The sequence below is a fragment of the Pseudomonas sp. FP2338 genome (assembly GCF_030687515.1).
GTDB lineage: Bacteria > Pseudomonadota > Gammaproteobacteria > Pseudomonadales > Pseudomonadaceae > Aquipseudomonas > Aquipseudomonas salomonii.
This window is the reverse complement of sequence record NZ_CP117436.1, coordinates 4,151,396-4,167,543: the sequence shown is the minus strand read 5'-3', so window position 1 is coordinate 4,167,543 and position 16,148 is coordinate 4,151,396. Positions and strand designations below refer to the sequence as shown.

The following is a 16,148-nucleotide window of genomic DNA, read 5'->3' as shown; positions in this document are numbered from 1 at the left end:
CTCCTGTAGCCCAAGGTGGTAAACGTCATAAATAGGGGAAGAGCCTTCAAGCTCTTCCCCTATTTTGTATCTGGAGTCTGTACATGGAAAACCTGGATGCGCTCGTTGCCCAAGCTCTTGAGGCTGTGCATAGCGCTGAAGATGTAAATGCCCTGGAGCAAATCCGGGTTCACTACCTTGGCAAAAAAGGTGAATTGACTCAGGTGATGAAGACCCTGGGGAATTTGCCGGCTGAAGAGCGTCCGCAAGTCGGCGCGCTGATCAACGTTGCCAAGGAGCGTGTCACCGAGGTGCTCAATGCGCGCAAGGCGTCGCTCGAGGAGGCCGATCTTGCGGCCAAGCTCGCCGCCGAGTCCATTGACGTCACCTTGCCTGGTCGTGGCCAGGCCTCGGGCGGTCTGCATCCGATCACCCGGACTCTGGAACGTATCGAGCAGTTCTTCACCCACATCGGCTACGGCATTGCCGAAGGCCCCGAGGTCGAAGACGATTATCACAACTTCGAGGCGCTCAACATCCCAGGCCATCACCCGGCCCGGTCGATGCACGACACCTTCTATTTCAACGCGAACATGCTGTTGCGCACCCATACCTCGCCGGTACAGGTGCGCACCATGGAAGCGAACAAGCCGCCGATCCGCATTGTCTGCCCAGGCCGTGTGTACCGCAGCGACTCGGATATCACCCACTCGCCGATGTTCCACCAGGTCGAAGGCCTGCTGGTCGATCGCGACATCAATTTTGCCGACCTCAAAGGCACCATCGAAGAGTTCCTGCGGGTGTTCTTCGAGAAAGAGCTGGCGGTGCGTTTCCGTCCATCGTTCTTCCCGTTCACCGAGCCATCCGCTGAAGTCGACATGGAATGCGTGATGTGCAGCGGCAAAGGCTGCCGCGTCTGCAAGCAGACCGGCTGGCTGGAAGTGATGGGCTGCGGCATGGTTCACCCTAACGTGCTGCGCATGTCCGGGATCGACCCGGAAGAGTTCTCGGGCTTTGCCTTCGGCATGGGCGTTGAGCGCCTGGCCATGCTGCGTTACGGCGTGAACGACTTGCGTCTGTTCTTCGACAACGACTTGCGGTTCCTCGCGCAATTTCGCTAGTCGTAACGAATCTTTAGGAGAGCAGGATGAAATTCAGTGAACAATGGCTGCGTGGCTGGGTAAGCCCGCAGGTAGATCGCGACGAGCTGGTTGCTCGTCTGTCGATGGCCGGCCTTGAGGTCGATAGCGTCACGCCGGCCGCCGGTGTTTTCAGCGGTGTGGTAGTGGGTGAAGTGCTGAGCACCGAACAGCACCCCGATGCCGACAAGCTGCGCGTGTGCCAGGTCAGCAATGGCGTGGAAACCTTCCAGGTCGTGTGCGGAGCGCCCAACGTGCGCCCGGGCCTGAAGATTCCGTTTGCCATGATCGGCGCCGAACTGCCGGGCGACTTCAAGATCAAGAAAGCCAAGCTGCGTGGCGTTGAGTCCAACGGCATGCTGTGCTCCCAGGCCGAGCTGCAAGTCGGCGAGGGCAACGATGGCCTGATGGAACTGCCGGCCGATGCGCCAGTGGGCCAGGACATTCGCGTTTACCTGGAACTGGAAGATGCCAGCATCGAGGTCGACCTGACCCCGAACCGGGGTGACTGCCTGTCCCTCGCCGGTCTGGCCCGTGAAGTGGGCGCGCTGTACAACGCCCCGGTCACCCGCCCAGTGGTTGCCGCAGTCGCTGCAGTGCATGACGAAGTGCGCCCTATCGACGTACTGGCGCCAAACGCCTGCCCACGTTACCTGGGTCGTGTCATCCGTAACGTCGACCTGTCCAAGCCAACCCCGCTGTGGATGGTTGAGCGCCTGCGTCGCGCCGACGTGCGCAGCATCGATGCTGCCGTGGACATCACCAACTATGTGATGCTGGAGCTGGGCCAACCGCTGCACGCCTTCGATCTCGCCGAAATCAATGGCGGCATTCGCGTGCGCATGGCCGAAGAAGGCGAGAAGCTGGTATTGCTCGACGGCCAGGAAGTCAGCCTGCGCGCCGACACCCTGGTAATTGCCGACCATTCCCGCGCCCTGGCGATTGCCGGCGTGATGGGTGGCGAGCACAGCGGCGTGTCCGAAACCACCCGCGATATTTTCCTTGAGAGCGCGTTCTTCGACCAGATCGCCATCGCTGGCAAGGCCCGCTCCTACGGCCTGCACACCGACGCGTCGCACCGCTACGAGCGCGGTGTGGACTGGAAGCTGGCCCGTGAAGCCATGGAGCGCGCCACTGGCCTGCTGCTGGAAATCACCGGCGGCGAAGCCGGCCCGATCACCGAGACCGTCAACGAGCAGTTCCTGCCGTCGATTGCACCGATTACCCTGCGCGCAAAAAGCGTCGAGCAAATGCTTGGCCTGGTGATTGAACCTGCGCAGATCGAACAGCTGTTGTCTGCACTCGGCCTGGGTATTTCCGCCGGTGGGGAAGGGCAGTGGCACGTAGAAGTGCCAAGCCATCGTTTCGACATCAGCCTGGAAGTCGACCTGATCGAAGAGCTGGCCCGCCTGTACGGCTACAACCGCCTGCCAGTTCGTTACCCGCAAGCGCGCCTGGCGCCGCAACCCAAGGCCGAAGCGCGTGCGCACCTGCCAGAGTTGCGTCGCCTGCTGGTTGCCCGTGGCTACCAGGAAGCGGTGACTTATAGCTTCATCGATCCAAAGCAGTTTGAGCTGTTCAACCCAGGTGTTGAGCCGTTGCTGTTGGCTAACCCGATCTCCAATGACATGGCGGCCATGCGTTCGTCGCTGTGGCCGGGTCTGGTTAAGGCACTTTCCCATAACCTGAACCGTCAGCAGGACCGCGTGCGCATGTTCGAAAGCGGCCTGCGTTTTGTCGGCCAACTCGACGGCCTCAAGCAAGAGCCGATGCTGGCCGGTGTTGTCTGCGGTAGCCGCCTGCCTGAAGGCTGGGCACAGGGCCGCGATGGCGTGGACTTCTTCGACGTTAAAGCCGATGTGGAAGCGGTGCTGGGCTTTGCCGGTGCACTGGATGACTTCACCTTTGTGCCTGGTAGCCACCCGGCATTGCACCCGGGCCAGACTGCACGTATCGAGCGCGAAGGGCGTTTGGTGGGTTTTGTCGGTGCCATCCACCCGGAGCTGTCGAAAACCCTGGGTCTGGACCGTCCGGTATTCGTTTTTGAGCTGGTTCTGGCTGAAGTGGCGTCGGGCAAAATGCCTAAATTCAGCGAGTTGTCGCGCTTCCCTGAAGTGCGTCGTGACCTCGCGCTGATCGCTGACCGTGAAGTGGCCGCCACTGCCGTTCTGGACGTAATCCGTGAAAATGCAGGGGAATGGCTGACAGACCTCAGGCTATTTGACGTCTATCAGGGTAAAGGCATTGATCCGCATAGAAAAAGCCTTGCAGTTGGCTTGACCTGGCAGCATCCATCGCGCACTCTTAATGACGATGAGGTGAATACCACGACACAAAATATCCTCACCTCGCTCGAACAAAGGTTGAACGCCACGTTAAGGAAGTGACGTATGGGGGCTTTGACGAAAGCTGAGATGGCGGAACGTCTGTACGAAGAGTTGGGTCTGAACAAACGCGAAGCCAAGGAATTGGTCGAGCTGTTCTTTGAAGAAATTCGGCACGCTCTGGAAGACAACGAACAGGTCAAATTGTCCGGTTTCGGCAATTTTGACCTGCGGGACAAACGCCAGCGGCCTGGCCGCAATCCAAAAACGGGAGAAGAAATCCCGATCACGGCTCGCCGTGTGGTCACCTTTCGTCCAGGGCAGAAGTTGAAGGCCCGAGTTGAGGCTTATGCTGGAACCAAGTCATAACGACGAGCTACCCGTCATCCCAGGCAAACGCTACTTCACCATTGGTGAAGTCAGCGAGCTCTGTGCGGTCAAGCCGCACGTGCTGCGCTATTGGGAGCAGGAGTTTCCTCAACTCAACCCCGTCAAACGCACCGGGAACCGTCGGTATTATCAGCGCCAGGATGTGCTGATGATCCGACAGATCCGTGCGTTGCTGTACGACCAGGGGTTCACCATCAGCGGCGCGCGCCAGCGTATGTCCGGTGATGAAGCCAAAGACGACACCACCCAATACAAACAACTGATCCGCCAGATGATCTCCGAACTTGAAGATGTGCTGGTGGTGTTGAAGAAGTGATACAAGCTTTTAAAATACTTCCACATTTCAAAAGCTTGCGGTATATTCCGGATCGCTTCGTTACGAAGCAAACCCAGTAACACGCCTAGTCGGGGCGTAGCGCAGTCCGGTAGCGCACTAGCATGGGGTGCTAGGGGTCGAGTGTTCGAATCACTCCGTCCCGACCATATAATTCAAGGGGTTGCGAGATTTTATCTCGCGACCCTTTTTTATTTTTGTTCGTTTTTACCCCTACAAAACGACTGGCTCTTGGTGGAATTTTAGGTCGCGCGTAGTTTCTGGAAAGGCTGAAAAAGGGTGTGTAGGAAATTCCAATCGAGGTTCGCCTCAGCTTCGAACGTTATGCTGTAAGTCGATCAAACGCTCAAAGAACAGGTGGCCGACGTACCGAGTAGCACTTCGGATAAGATATGTTTTACACAACTCACAGTTCACCGAACTGTAGCGAGGAGGGTAGCTAGCCCTCGTTCGGGCACGGGCAGGCATTGCTAAAGATCGTTTCGCAAATAGGGGCGTTTCTTTTCACTAGCTGCTTGCAAAGAGGATGCGTGGCAGGCATTTTGCCGGCAATGGATGCGTGCCTTAATTGGCCAAGGATGAAATAAGATGCCGTTGACACTTACACCGGTCGAACATGGCATGTTGTGCCATGGTTCCCGTTGGGTTATCGATGATGAGGGCGATCTTGCTCGTAAGGTCGGATACCTAGCTCTCGGCCAGTCGCGTCATGTCGCCGCGATTCTCGCGTGTATCGACAAAAAAGCTCCCACCACCCGGGCCGACGCCGCCGAGGGCGCGATCAAGCTTCTCACTGTGCCGAAGGGCCTAGACGCCTATCACCGCGATGGGTGGATTTTTCAATCAATCTCTTGGATTGCCGCTCATCGGTATGAAGCCGGAGCCGTTGTACGCGCGCCGCACACCATTGCTGCTCATAAGGGATTCGATGGCATGCAACTCCGTATGGATGGCAAAAAGCAGATTACTGCCGTTGTGATCTTCGAAGACAAAGCCACAGTTAATCCTCGGTCGAAAATCACGGGGGATGTATGGACGGGGATCAAGGCGCTGGAGCGGGGTGAACGAATGCCAGAACTCATCCAAGAGACCGGCGCGCTTTTGGAGGCGCATCAGCAGCGCTTCCCGGAGTTAGACATTGATGCGGCAATAGAAACTACATCTTGGGAAGAGGTCCGGCATTATCGTGTGGCCGTAACAGCCAGGGATATCCACGATAATGATGTCTCGCGACAGGCCCTTTTCAAAGGCTTTGATAAGGTTGCTCCTGGTAAGCGCGAGCGGCGGCAGGCGGAAACCTTATTCATCCCAGACCTTCGGGATTGGATGAATCAGTTCGCGAAGAAAACGATCAGGCAAATCGAAGCATGGAGAGACAATGTTTGATCCGGTTACGATCGACCTGATTAGCGCAGCGCCACCCCTCAGTTCGCTGGATTTGGAAGAGCTCCCGCGCCGCTTCACCAATGCGTTTGCGGAGATTGTCGCTGCACGTGTTCGGTTGCGTGGTGCAGCCGATGCAGAGGGGCGAAGCGAGATTCTGGTCGAGCTTCTCGACCAGATGCGCCGACTGGCGGCGGCCCAGGAACTGTTGGTTGCCACTGCGCCTGAGCGCATCGACCGCGTCGCTGCGGCATTCGTAGCTGGGACCGCGCATCAGCTTTGCTTGATGGCCGAGGTTGAATCAGAGGAGCGCGCGTCATACATCGACGCCATTCGCGCGGCACCTGAGATTTGCAGCACTTTACTTTTTTTGATCGCGGATTCTCAAAGCGATGCTGCTGAGATGGCGAAGCGGCTAGTCTCTAAGGCTGACGACATGTCGGCTGAATCGCAGTTGATCAAGGCAATTGGCGATCTTGCTGCTGGGCGGCTCGGAACAATCGTTGAGCAGGCAGATGAGCCAAAATATGCTCGTCCTGCTGACCTAAACGGGCCGGGATTAGCTGTGGATGCTTTGCTGAGGCGGCTGCATAAAGGCGTGATTCAGCTCGCGCGCGAAGTGCTCAGCCGGCCGGTATATGATCCAAAAATGGGTGAGCACTCCCCAGCCCAAGAAATCTTTGCCGAAGTGGTGGGACTTTGTATTGCGCCGATCGACAATGTTTTTGATGCTGACGGACCGAGTGCCGTAAGTATTTTTCCTGGCCCCCTCCACGTCGGAAAGCTTTTGCTTGCCGCTTCAGGAAATCTTGCTGCTGCTGGACTGTGCCGGGTTCTTGCGCCTTCCGGGATTGATGAGAACCAATGGTGGCACGTTATTCGTCGAGCTGCTGGAAAGCGTCCTTATCTATGGCGCAATCATCGCGAAGCGCTCGAAAAAGGTTTTCTCTCTAAGGGACTTTCCGCAGCGGTCAGCTTTCCAACGGGGGGTGGCAAATCCACACTCGCTGAGCTAAAAATCGCTGCTGCCCTTCTACGTGGCGGTAAGGCTGTGGTGCTTGCGCCGACCTTAGCGCTTGTCGATCAAACTGCGTTCGCGCTCCAGAATGCGTTCCGCGATTTCAGTGTGATAGGTGATCTCGATGAAGAGATAGCTTTCTCTGATGTCCTCGAATTGCCCGAGATCATAGTCACCACACCTGAGCGATGTCTCATGCTGCAATCTTTGCAGCCGGAGGCGTTTAAGGATGTCGGCCTGGTGATGTTCGACGAATGTCACCTTTTACATCCTAGGGAGGCTGATCGGAGCCGTCGCAGCATCGATTCTATGCTTTGCATTCTCAACTTAACCCATTCGGCACCCCACGCCGACCTACTGCTGATCTCGGCGATGATGCAGAACGCGGAAGAGATTGCGGGCTGGGTTGCCGAGCTGACGGGCCGGCCCTGCTTACCACTCGATTTGGCATGGAAACCTACTCGGCAGGCGCGTGGGTGTGTTGCCTACAGCGCTGATCGAATTGCGGAGTTAGAGGAGTTGCTTCGCAGCGAGCAGGCAATCGCTACCACAGCAGGGGTCCCGACAAAGTTGAAGCCGAAGCTAAATGCACAACCACTCGCTTTCTTCTGTCTTCGGCAAACCTGGGCAACCCGAAATCGCAGCGACTACTCGTTAATGGCTCTACTTGATGAACCTGTGGCGTTTGCGACGGGTACTAACAAATGGACTAAGGAATGGTACCTTACGCCAAACGGCAATAAGGTAGCCGGCACAATTGCCGCGGCGGCCGCTGAGGACGGTCTGAAGACTCTGACGTTTGTACAGAGCACCATTGCTGCTGAGGCCACGGTTCGGCACTTTCGATCACTGCTGCCCGACCGTCGAGTCTCGCTAACAGATGATGAGCAAGCGTTGCGTACGCTCGTTGAGGAGGAGCTCGGCGGGCCGCAGCATTGCTACCTAGAGCTCGACGCCAAAGGTCGGGTCAAAGGTGGTGCCGCAAGCCACCATGCCCAGCTTCTGAAACACGAGCGTCTTCTGCATGAATCGCTGTTCAAGCGGCGCGATGGTATTGATGCGCTTTTCGCCACTTCGACCCTCGCGCAAGGCATGAATCTTCCGAGTGATATTGTCTTAATTGCGGGCGACAGCCGATGGGACGTCGCTGGCGATAGGATGAAGCAACTCGATGCCCATGAGTTGCTAAACGCCGCTGGAAGGGCGGGTCGGGCAGGTGAGGGAGGCCAAGGATTCGTGCTAATCATCCCTAGCAAGATCATCAATATCAACGACGCGAAGAACAACATCGCTAGCCATTGGATGACGTTGCAGGGGATCTTTTCTCAATCGGATCAGTGCCTGAAAATTGATGATCCGCTAATGGGTTTGCTCGACCACATCCATTTCGGAATGCTTGAGGGCAACGAGGAGTACCTCCTCGCTCGGCTTCCCGTCGGTGAAGAAGATGCCCCGGACGAGCCGGCGAAAGCGATGATCCGTAGGACTTTCGCTGCGTACCGTAAGCGCCAAGCGAACGATGTAGAGTGGATTGAAAGTCGCGCGGCGTCAGCTATGCAGCGGCGTGCCGATCTTGCTCCAAAGCAAGAGCTCTCGTGGCTTGAGCGCGTGGCGGCCTCATCCGGACTTCCATACGAAATCGTGGCGAGCCTGAAAGGGCTCATAGAGACCGGTGCGTTTTCCGGAAAATCTACCGACTGCATTCAGTCATTATTCTGCTGGATTGAAACGCGCCCAGAATGGTTGCTTCAGCTAATCAGGCCGAATGACATCGAAGGGCTTTTTGGTGGCCAATACCGGGCTATTCAAGACGATGGGGAGAAGGCGGTAATGGCACTCCCGATCATAAAAACGTTACTGGACGAGTGGATGGCGGGCAAGCCGCTCTGCGATCTTGAGCGCGCTATCGGGACTGCTGAGAAACATATCAAGACCTGCGAGACGGCGAGACATTTTGCTGTGCGCTTGGCGGCTGATCTTGCTTTCGTGGCTGGCTTACCTGCCCGAATCCTGGCGGCCGAGGCAATAGCGTCCGGCGAGGAGCCAGTCATCTCAACGACACTGCTTACTTTGAGTGGAGTTGTACGGAGAGGATGCGCCAGTCCTGAGCTACTCGCGAACGCAGTCCACCTTAATGAGTCTTCGCGTCCAATGGCTCGAGCCACATTCGCGCAAATTCAGCCACACCTTCAGCCGGGGACGGAATACGACAGTTTCGAACAAGTGCTTGCACGAGTGCGTCAGGCATACGTTGTGGCGTTACTCGACGATTTTTAGGGAAGAGCCGAGGGGTTAAGGTGACCGGAACCTTGTTATTGCTTCTTGTTGGCTGTGGAGCGCAGAGCAGCCAATGGAGCCCCTTCAAAACCGTCGACAGTTTTATCACTTCGAACACTTATCCTTTGCGTGAATCGTCCCGCGCAGCGTATATGAGTTGTAGTGATAGTCCGGGTAGCGGGCATCGCATCTCCTAGCCTGCGCATTCGCAATGATGATCTAATCATCACGTTATGGCGTTTTGCTAGCCTCACAGCTTTTTGCCTGGGATGGTTATCGATACCCCGCAGTGGTCCACGTTACCCCGGGCTTTACAGGCATGCTAAAAATAAAGATGTATCCCGCCAAGAATGGCGACGCTTTTCTAATTAATGCCAATGACACGCACATACTCATTGACGCTGGCTACGCAAGTACTTTCAAGACGTACATTGCTCAAGACCTAGCGTTACTTTCCCAAATGGGAAGGCAGCTTGACTTGGTTGTGGCCACTCATATAGATGCAGACCACATTGGTGGGATCATCGAATTCGTGTCATCGAATGGTATGCCGGGATCCAGAAACATCATCGAGATCAAAGAGATCTGGCATAACAGTCTTCGCTCGCTTTCATTGCTCGCCGCCAGCCCTGACAGCACACGAAACCGGTCACTGCTGAGTTCTATCCAGCGGCAAGGGTTCCCGAAAGATAGCAGTCAGGGCGCCAACCCTATCAGCGCAAAACAAGGAAGTTCTTTGGCGAGGCTACTCCGGGAATACGGCTATCTTTGGAACGCTGGTGACGGATCGGATTGCATCACCACTGACCTACCATGCCGAAACCTGCCAAACGACATTCACATACGGGTGATTGGTCCGACTGTTCCCCGCCTAGAAGCATTGCGCGCATGGTGGATTAAAGAGTTACGTCGCCTCGGCTACAAGGGTAATCCCGCTGTCGAAGATCTCACTGACGATGCCTACGAAATATGGTGTGCCTCTGCCCCTCCGTCCATAGCACCTGCTGCCGTCCCCATTGGGACCAATCATGCTCACCGCTTGAGTGATGTTTATGTAGCCGATACGTCGCTCACCAACGGAAGCTCCATTGCACTCATACTTTGCGTAGATGGAATCCGTGCGCTTTTCCTGGGCGATGCTTGGGCTGAGGACGTAACTACAGAGCTGGAGCACATGGCAGAACAAGGGAGCTCTCTACAGTTCGACGTCATTAAGGTCTCTCATCATGGAAGCCTTCGTAGCACCAGCGTTAAGCTTCTTTCGCTCATTGATGCGCCCACTTACCTAATCTCATCAGACGGTACGCATCATGGTCATCCAGACTTTGAAGTGCTGGCAGAAATCGTCGACCGGCCAGCGGATTTTGAACGCCGGCTGTACTTCAGTCACAAGTCTCCAGCCTCCGAACGTCTTCAAACACACATATCGAGATCAGGTGCGAGGTTCAGCGTCCACACCGCTGCGCTTGACTGGATCAGCATCAAGGAAAAGAACAAATGACCGAAGAAGAAGTGAAACTCGCCACCTGCCAGGTTCTCGCTGCTGGCGAAGCCGGAACGGGGTGGCTGATTTCGCCAGACCGGGTGCTGACCGCGTATCACTGTGTCGATGTGGAAGGCGAAACTGAGGATGATAAAGTCATCACGGTTCGCTTCGGCGTAGGGGATTCAGTCACTGAGCAGCGGGTGTCAATTGTCTCCTTCGATGAAGATCACGATGTCTGCCTTCTGAAGTTAGAGTCACCGTCAGCTTTCCTTCCGATTCCCATAGAACTGGGCCAGCCACAGCTCGGGGTGAGTTGGTATGCATTTGGATATCCGGTGGCTAAGCTCGAACTTGGGAGTGTGTTACAGGGTGTTGTTCAGCAGACGTTGGCGGAAAAGGTACTTGGCGTTGATCTTGACCTATCAGTCAATGCCGACAATGCACTTTCCGATTATTCCGGGTTATCTGGCTCAGCCATGATGGTGGGGCCACGTTGCCAGGGGATGCTGCGAGTAAATGTCCACAGATCGCTTGGAGCGGTTAGCTTCGCAGAGCTTGAAGCTTTCCTGCGTGCCAATGACTTGGTTCCGGACGATGTGCCCCAGTCCGAGGAACCGTATATCGCCTTGCGACCTGCCTTCAATGAGTTGTTGGAAACTCGCGTTACCAGCCAAGGCAGGGGCTACGTGCTGCTGGAGGGGGCCCATGGTATCGGCAAGTCCACATATTGTAGGAATTTCACCCCAGACACGGATAGTGTCGTCGTACTTGGTGTGTATGCGTTCTCTGATGGGAGTCGTGGATCGACCCCTGCACACCAGGCCCAGCCCGAAGTATTTGTCGGCTGGCTGGAATCCTTGTGGTCATTGCAAGCTACCGGTAAGCCCGCGCGGCTGACCGAGCGCTCTTACGCTCAGCTTATACAAAGCACCAGCGACATTTTTCAGGCATTTGCAAGTCGTTGTGAAAGTGCTGGAAAAGTGGGCGTACTGTTCATTGACGGTATTAACGAGGCGGCGGGTGTTAGCGGGGATGGTCTACAGCGCTTTCTAGAGCTGCTTCCGCAGTCACTTCCAGGGGGGCTTGTAGTCGTAATCACCGGGGCAGGGCTGGATGCACTCGGAGACAAACTTGGCAGGATCTCCAACGGTGCCGATCGACTCGCGCTTCCCGTCTTGAATCAAGATGCTCAACGGGAGTTCTGCTACGCCTCGCTCGAACAACATCGGGCTAACCCGCAAATAGTCACTTTTCTCTGTGATCGAGCAAAGGGCCATCCGCTTTACCTTCGATATCTCATCGACATGGTCAACGCTGGTGCGAGTGCAGAAGACCTTACAGCCATACCGTTATTCAGCGGCTCCATTCAGGATTACTACGAGACAATCTGGTCGCAATTGTTGCCCGACGATGCAGCAGTAAACTTGCTCGGGATTATCGCCCGACTCCGCTGGGGGATTTCGATATCAGACCTCACGGCAATGTTGACACCGTCCGAATCTGAGGCCTTCGTTCCTACTCTGGCGCGAATCCGACACCTGTTAAGCACCCCTGAGAAAACGGAAATTTATCACTCTTCGTTTTCTGAGTTTGTCGTCGAGAAAACATCGACCCTCGGAGAGCGGATTCAAAGTCGACTAGCGGAATTTTGCTTGCTTGAATCAAGCGGTGACTATGGAGCGCTGAACCGGATCTACCACGGTTTGCTAGCAGACCTTGGAAGGCAATCGAGGACATTGGAAGAGTGTCAGCAGGAATGGGTCGACCAGTCCGTTCTCTTAGGAGCCGAACCTGACATACTGTTGGGAGATGTTGACGATGTCCTCAATACAGCTACGCGCATCGGAACTGCGACAGATATTATACGTTTGTTGCTTTTATCGCAGAGACTTAGCTTCCGCTACAACACACTATTTGCGCAGTCAGCCGGACTTGTCGCTCAAGCTTTGGTATCGCTTGGTAATACCCAGCAAGCGCTTCGGCATATCCTCCGATACGGGCATCTAATCGTCAGCCCAGAAGACGCCTTCACCATAGTCGTCAAGCTGGTCCAAGCGAATCAGCTAGACGCAGCGTTGACGGTTCTTGAGAAAATTTATGGCGCTCTAGCGTTTCAGGCGAGCCGAGAGCAGTCCAAGAACGATTTTCTATATGTCACTTCCCTTCGAATGCATACCCTGGCGCTCATAAAATTTGCTGGGGGGGCGGTCAGTTTTTCGCCGTTCCTTATGAGTGTCATAGAAATTATTCGCGACCCTCGGAATAGTTTCCCCGTAGATGTGCAGCAAGAAATTGTTCAGGATCTCTTAGGGAATATGTTGGGTTCCGCACTTTGTCTCGAAAGTCTCTACACCTCTATTTCTTCAATCCCCTTGCCTGCTGATGCAGATCCTCGTCAAAAAATGCTGGCCTTACGCAGCACGTTGATGCATGCCAATTCCTATGCTCATCACTACGGAATACGACTAGACAACAACAAAGTCCGCTTACTCTTATCGGATATTGAAAGTCTGACCGCTGCTCCGTTGCAGCCTGTAGACATGAGCCTTGATACTATCGATCTGCTCATCATGGCCGGGGCCAGCCAGTCGCAGGTAAACGCCCATGCAAGTGGGTTCGACTTAGCTCCAGAACGCATGTCGTTGTACACGAACAATAGGGCAATGCCTGATCAGTCCGTGTTCGGAGAATCATTCCAACAATTCCGCGCTGCTTTCTTCTTAAATAATGACTGCACCCGACCGGATCCATTCCTTCCCAGCACTGCGACTTGGGAGGATGCACTTCAATCGATTGGACAAGCAATTGCTTGGTGTGATGGGGCAGCGCGCAGAGCCAGAGCAGCTAACGATCTAGCGGAGTTGGATCAAGTGCGCTGCTTTTTAGTGAGTAAGGTCTTGCCATGCCTTACGTTCTCATTATCGTCACGCATTCAATGGGCAGACAGCTACTCCATCCCCGAAACGATTGTGCCGTTCCTGTACGACCAGTTGAGCAGGCTTTGTTTGGACTGTCTCCCAGACGCTACAAGTGTGATGCTCGATCATATTGACGAAGCATTCGACGTCCAGCTAGGCGTCTACAACGAGGGTTTCCGACAGACTCTGCAAACGCTTATCAACAATTTCACGAATGGGGAAATTGAAGAGGACTTGGCGGATAAGGTGTTGGGTCTTTTGTTCCGTTGGAAGGAATACGTTCAAGGCAACGTCGAAAACAGGCACGAGTTGATCCCGGATCTTCTCCAAATGATCCCTCTGTTCGCAAACATGGGCGCTACTGAGGAGGCAATGAGAATCTACCACCGTGTACTCGCGGTTTCGATGGGACCGAGCTGGTACAAGGAAGATCAACTTTCGCTCATGTCCGGAGTTCTCGAAGCGCTACCAAAGGACGCCAACGTATCCGCTGCCGCGCTTCAAAAAATTGCTACCTACTTGGAACGCGCTAGTGGTGAGATGACCTTCCAACGCTATGTCCGCGCAGACAAGGGAAACTACATTGGTCAGTTGTGCCGCCGTGGGATGTATGAGGATGCGGTGAGGTATTTCAAGCACCAATCGTGTGGATCGTTGAAGCAACTGTACGGCCAGGCATCCGAGGGGGATCTTGACCGAATATCTCCGCTGGTAGGAATGCGCTTCCCAGGCGGGTTGTTGGAGGAGCAGGCATCAGTGCTTCAACTGTTGGAGCATTTGCACGCTCACGCTGAATGGCGACTGCGTTGGGCACTTCTGGAAATCTACCAGCACGGAGACGAACGTCACCTTGGGGATTGGGGGCGAGAATACGCAAGAATTATCCTTGAGTTAGTCGATAACCCGACCGACCTTGCATGGGTCACGTCCAGGACACGCGTGATAGCTCATTCTATGAATTTTGAAAGGGCGTGCCTCTTGCTACGTGGGTTAGTGCACACCCTTCCCGATCTACACGGGGCTCCGTTTACTGACTTGCTCAGAAACATCGAAAAAAGTCTTTCTAGGCGCACCCTTGAGCAACTGGCATCCGGGCTCGGTGGACAGTACAAAGCGAAGCCGGATGAAGATAAGGAACGCGGCACTGATTCGCAGGAATCCAGTGAAGATCTTGATCGGATGGATGCGTTGTACCTGCCAGGAACATTTGGGAAGCAATCCGCGATTAGGGAGTCTGAACGTGCGGTTGAAGAAGCCCGAAAGCAGCTCAAGCTGCGCAATGACTCGGCAGCTATTAATGCATGCATTGAGTCGTTGAAAGTGTTGCAGGCCGGGGGATGGCCGATTTGGACGGCTGGGCACTCCAGTCGAGAGGCTGAGGTGCTGCTTAGGGATAAAGTCGCAAACGCTGACGATTTGGTAAAACTCTACGGCCCAATGGCCCTTCAAGAACGCTACGCAGAACGCTGGCGGATTGCATCACGCCTTATCGAGTTGACGGCAGAAAAGCTCAGTTCGGAACAGCAATCTGCGGTTGTGTCGACTGCGATCGAACACATCGCTCAAATCATCGGCGATGTGCCTTCAGACGCGTTTTCTTACATTGGCGCAGGAAACCAAGGTAATGCGTCGGGAGCTGTACTCGAACTTATACTTTCGACGCTCGACCATCCCCAATGGGAGCGCCGTGACGGTGCCGCCGCTATGGTGCTTTGGCTCCTGCGCTCGGGGGATAGCTACATTGAGGACTTAGTTCAGCTTGCGTTTTCAATGACCCCCGATAACCGCGCCGATATTACGTTAGCGGCACTAGATATACTCTCCGAAGAAAAGCCTGTCGCTTTATGGCAGCGGATCTGTCCATACCTTAACGCCAATAAATTGGTGGAGAGCTGCCAGCATGTCGGCAGATATGTGGTGCTCATGCGAATCGCAGAGCGTGCAGGAAAACGAGAGGATGAATCCGCAGCTACCTTCGCGACTTTCCTGCGCGAAAAATTCACCAAAATTTCATCGCCTAATGCGCCTGACAAAAAAATAGCTAGGCCGGCCTACTGGCCATTGACCCTGAACCCGACTTGGGAGCACCTCGGAAGTATTGGCGTCTTAGACGACGCAGCAATTCAAAGGTTTGAGTCTGAGCTCGCACAGATATGTACTCCATTGAGTATCACTATCGCCGCGGAGCTTGAAGAAAAACTGGCTCAAGGCTTTCGCGAAGCGGATGCTTTCCCTCTAGGGCGTTGGGCGATGAAGCTTCGCTACGCCCTGCAAATCGCGTTGTTTGCCTACTCATCATCTGTGGAGAAGTTATCCCAGATCGAGGCTGCGCTTAGAACCTATAACCCTTCGTCTCTCCTCGAGCCAGGAAATGGGCGGGAGATTATTGCGAGTTTAACGCAAGCGATTTTGAAGGGGCGAGTGCAGGCTTATAAACCTTCTGACAATAACTTTATCTACCTCGACTTTCAGTGCTGGATTGAGCTGGGGAAGGAGGTAAGGCGCGTCGAGCTAATATCTTTCCTTATACCGCCCATGCCTCAGGCGATGCGATCGCCTTTGACAACATCTTTCACCTCCACAGAACTACCTCATTCCGGGCGAGACGAGCGGCTTGCGATCTGTGATCGCGTTCAACCAGTCGTTGCGCATTTCGGCTCTTTCACTCCAGCGGTTGCAACGCCTCAGTTCCTACAGCTGATTGGTGTGGGCCAGTCAGCTACCGGCAGATTCCACTGGAGGGACGGAGGTACGGTTAGCTCTCGACCTCAGAGCCGTCGATACGAAGCTTCAATGCTAGCGGTACGCCGCGAAGCGTTTATTCTTCCAGCGGGCTGGAGCGTTAATTGGGCATTACGTGTAGATGGGGAAACTTTGGCGATTCTAGACAGGTACTAAGA

At 54.8% G+C, this 16,148-nt stretch carries 8 protein-coding genes and 1 tRNA gene; all 9 read left to right on the top strand.

The window, feature by feature from the left end; translation table 11 throughout:
* The first annotated feature begins 83 nt into the window (after nucleotides 1-83).
* On the top strand, nucleotides 84-1,100 hold the full coding sequence (pheS, locus tag PSH96_RS18735; protein ID WP_034117607.1) for a phenylalanine--tRNA ligase subunit alpha: 1,017 nt from the start codon (nucleotides 84-86) through the stop codon (nucleotides 1,098-1,100).
* A gap of 26 nt (nucleotides 1,101-1,126) precedes the next feature.
* Entirely contained in the window at nucleotides 1,127-3,505 is a 2,379-nt protein-coding gene (gene pheT / locus PSH96_RS18730) for a phenylalanine--tRNA ligase subunit beta (protein WP_305454283.1), read from the top strand.
* Nucleotides 3,506-3,508: 3 nt separating this feature from the next.
* On the top strand, nucleotides 3,509-3,811 hold the full coding sequence (gene ihfA, locus PSH96_RS18725) for an integration host factor subunit alpha (protein ID WP_002553164.1): 303 nt from the start codon (nucleotides 3,509-3,511) through the stop codon (nucleotides 3,809-3,811).
* Nucleotides 3,792-4,148, top strand: a complete 357-nt coding sequence (locus PSH96_RS18720) for a MerR family transcriptional regulator (RefSeq protein ID WP_003174972.1) — start codon at nucleotides 3,792-3,794, stop codon at nucleotides 4,146-4,148. Before ihfA ends, PSH96_RS18720 begins: the two co-directional genes overlap by 20 nt.
* A gap of 90 nt (nucleotides 4,149-4,238) precedes the next feature.
* Nucleotides 4,239-4,315, top strand: a tRNA-Pro gene (locus PSH96_RS18715).
* A 439-nt stretch (nucleotides 4,316-4,754) separates the two neighbouring features.
* Nucleotides 4,755-5,552: a hypothetical protein gene (locus PSH96_RS18710; protein ID WP_305454282.1), complete on the top strand. Its 798-nt coding sequence runs from the start codon at nucleotides 4,755-4,757 to the stop codon at nucleotides 5,550-5,552.
* A complete protein-coding gene (locus PSH96_RS18705) occupies nucleotides 5,545-8,844 on the top strand; it encodes a DEAD/DEAH box helicase (protein ID WP_305454281.1) in 3,300 nt (1,099 codons plus the stop codon). The genes PSH96_RS18710 and PSH96_RS18705 overlap by 8 nt, the downstream gene beginning before the upstream one ends.
* A 319-nt stretch (nucleotides 8,845-9,163) precedes the next feature.
* Nucleotides 9,164-10,345, top strand: coding sequence for an AVAST type 1 anti-phage system MBL fold metallo-hydrolase Avs1a (avs1a, locus tag PSH96_RS18700; protein WP_305454279.1), 1,182 nt, complete (start codon nucleotides 9,164-9,166; stop codon nucleotides 10,343-10,345).
* Complete coding sequence (gene avs1b / locus PSH96_RS18695; protein ID WP_305454278.1) at nucleotides 10,342-16,146, top strand: AVAST type 1 anti-phage system protease Avs1b; 5,805 nt, start codon at nucleotides 10,342-10,344, stop codon at nucleotides 16,144-16,146. The genes avs1a and avs1b overlap by 4 nt, the downstream gene beginning before the upstream one ends.
* Nucleotides 16,147-16,148 lie beyond the last annotated feature (2 nt).

Excerpts from the sequence above, each read along its gene's own strand:
- pheS (WP_034117607.1), top strand. The coding sequence starts at position 84 with ATGGAAAACCTGGATGCGCTCGTTGCCCAAGCTCTTGAGGCTGTGCAT.
- pheT (WP_305454283.1), top strand. The coding sequence starts at position 1,127 with ATGAAATTCAGTGAACAATGGCTGCGTGGCTGGGTAAGCCCGCAGGTA.
- ihfA (WP_002553164.1), top strand. The coding sequence starts at position 3,509 with ATGGGGGCTTTGACGAAAGCTGAGATGGCGGAACGTCTGTACGAAGAG.
- PSH96_RS18720 (WP_003174972.1), top strand. The coding sequence starts at position 3,792 with ATGCTGGAACCAAGTCATAACGACGAGCTACCCGTCATCCCAGGCAAA.
- PSH96_RS18710 (WP_305454282.1), top strand. The coding sequence starts at position 4,755 with ATGCCGTTGACACTTACACCGGTCGAACATGGCATGTTGTGCCATGGT.
- PSH96_RS18705 (WP_305454281.1), top strand. The coding sequence starts at position 5,545 with ATGTTTGATCCGGTTACGATCGACCTGATTAGCGCAGCGCCACCCCTC.
- avs1a (WP_305454279.1), top strand. The coding sequence starts at position 9,164 with ATGCTAAAAATAAAGATGTATCCCGCCAAGAATGGCGACGCTTTTCTA.
- avs1b (WP_305454278.1), top strand. The coding sequence starts at position 10,342 with ATGACCGAAGAAGAAGTGAAACTCGCCACCTGCCAGGTTCTCGCTGCT.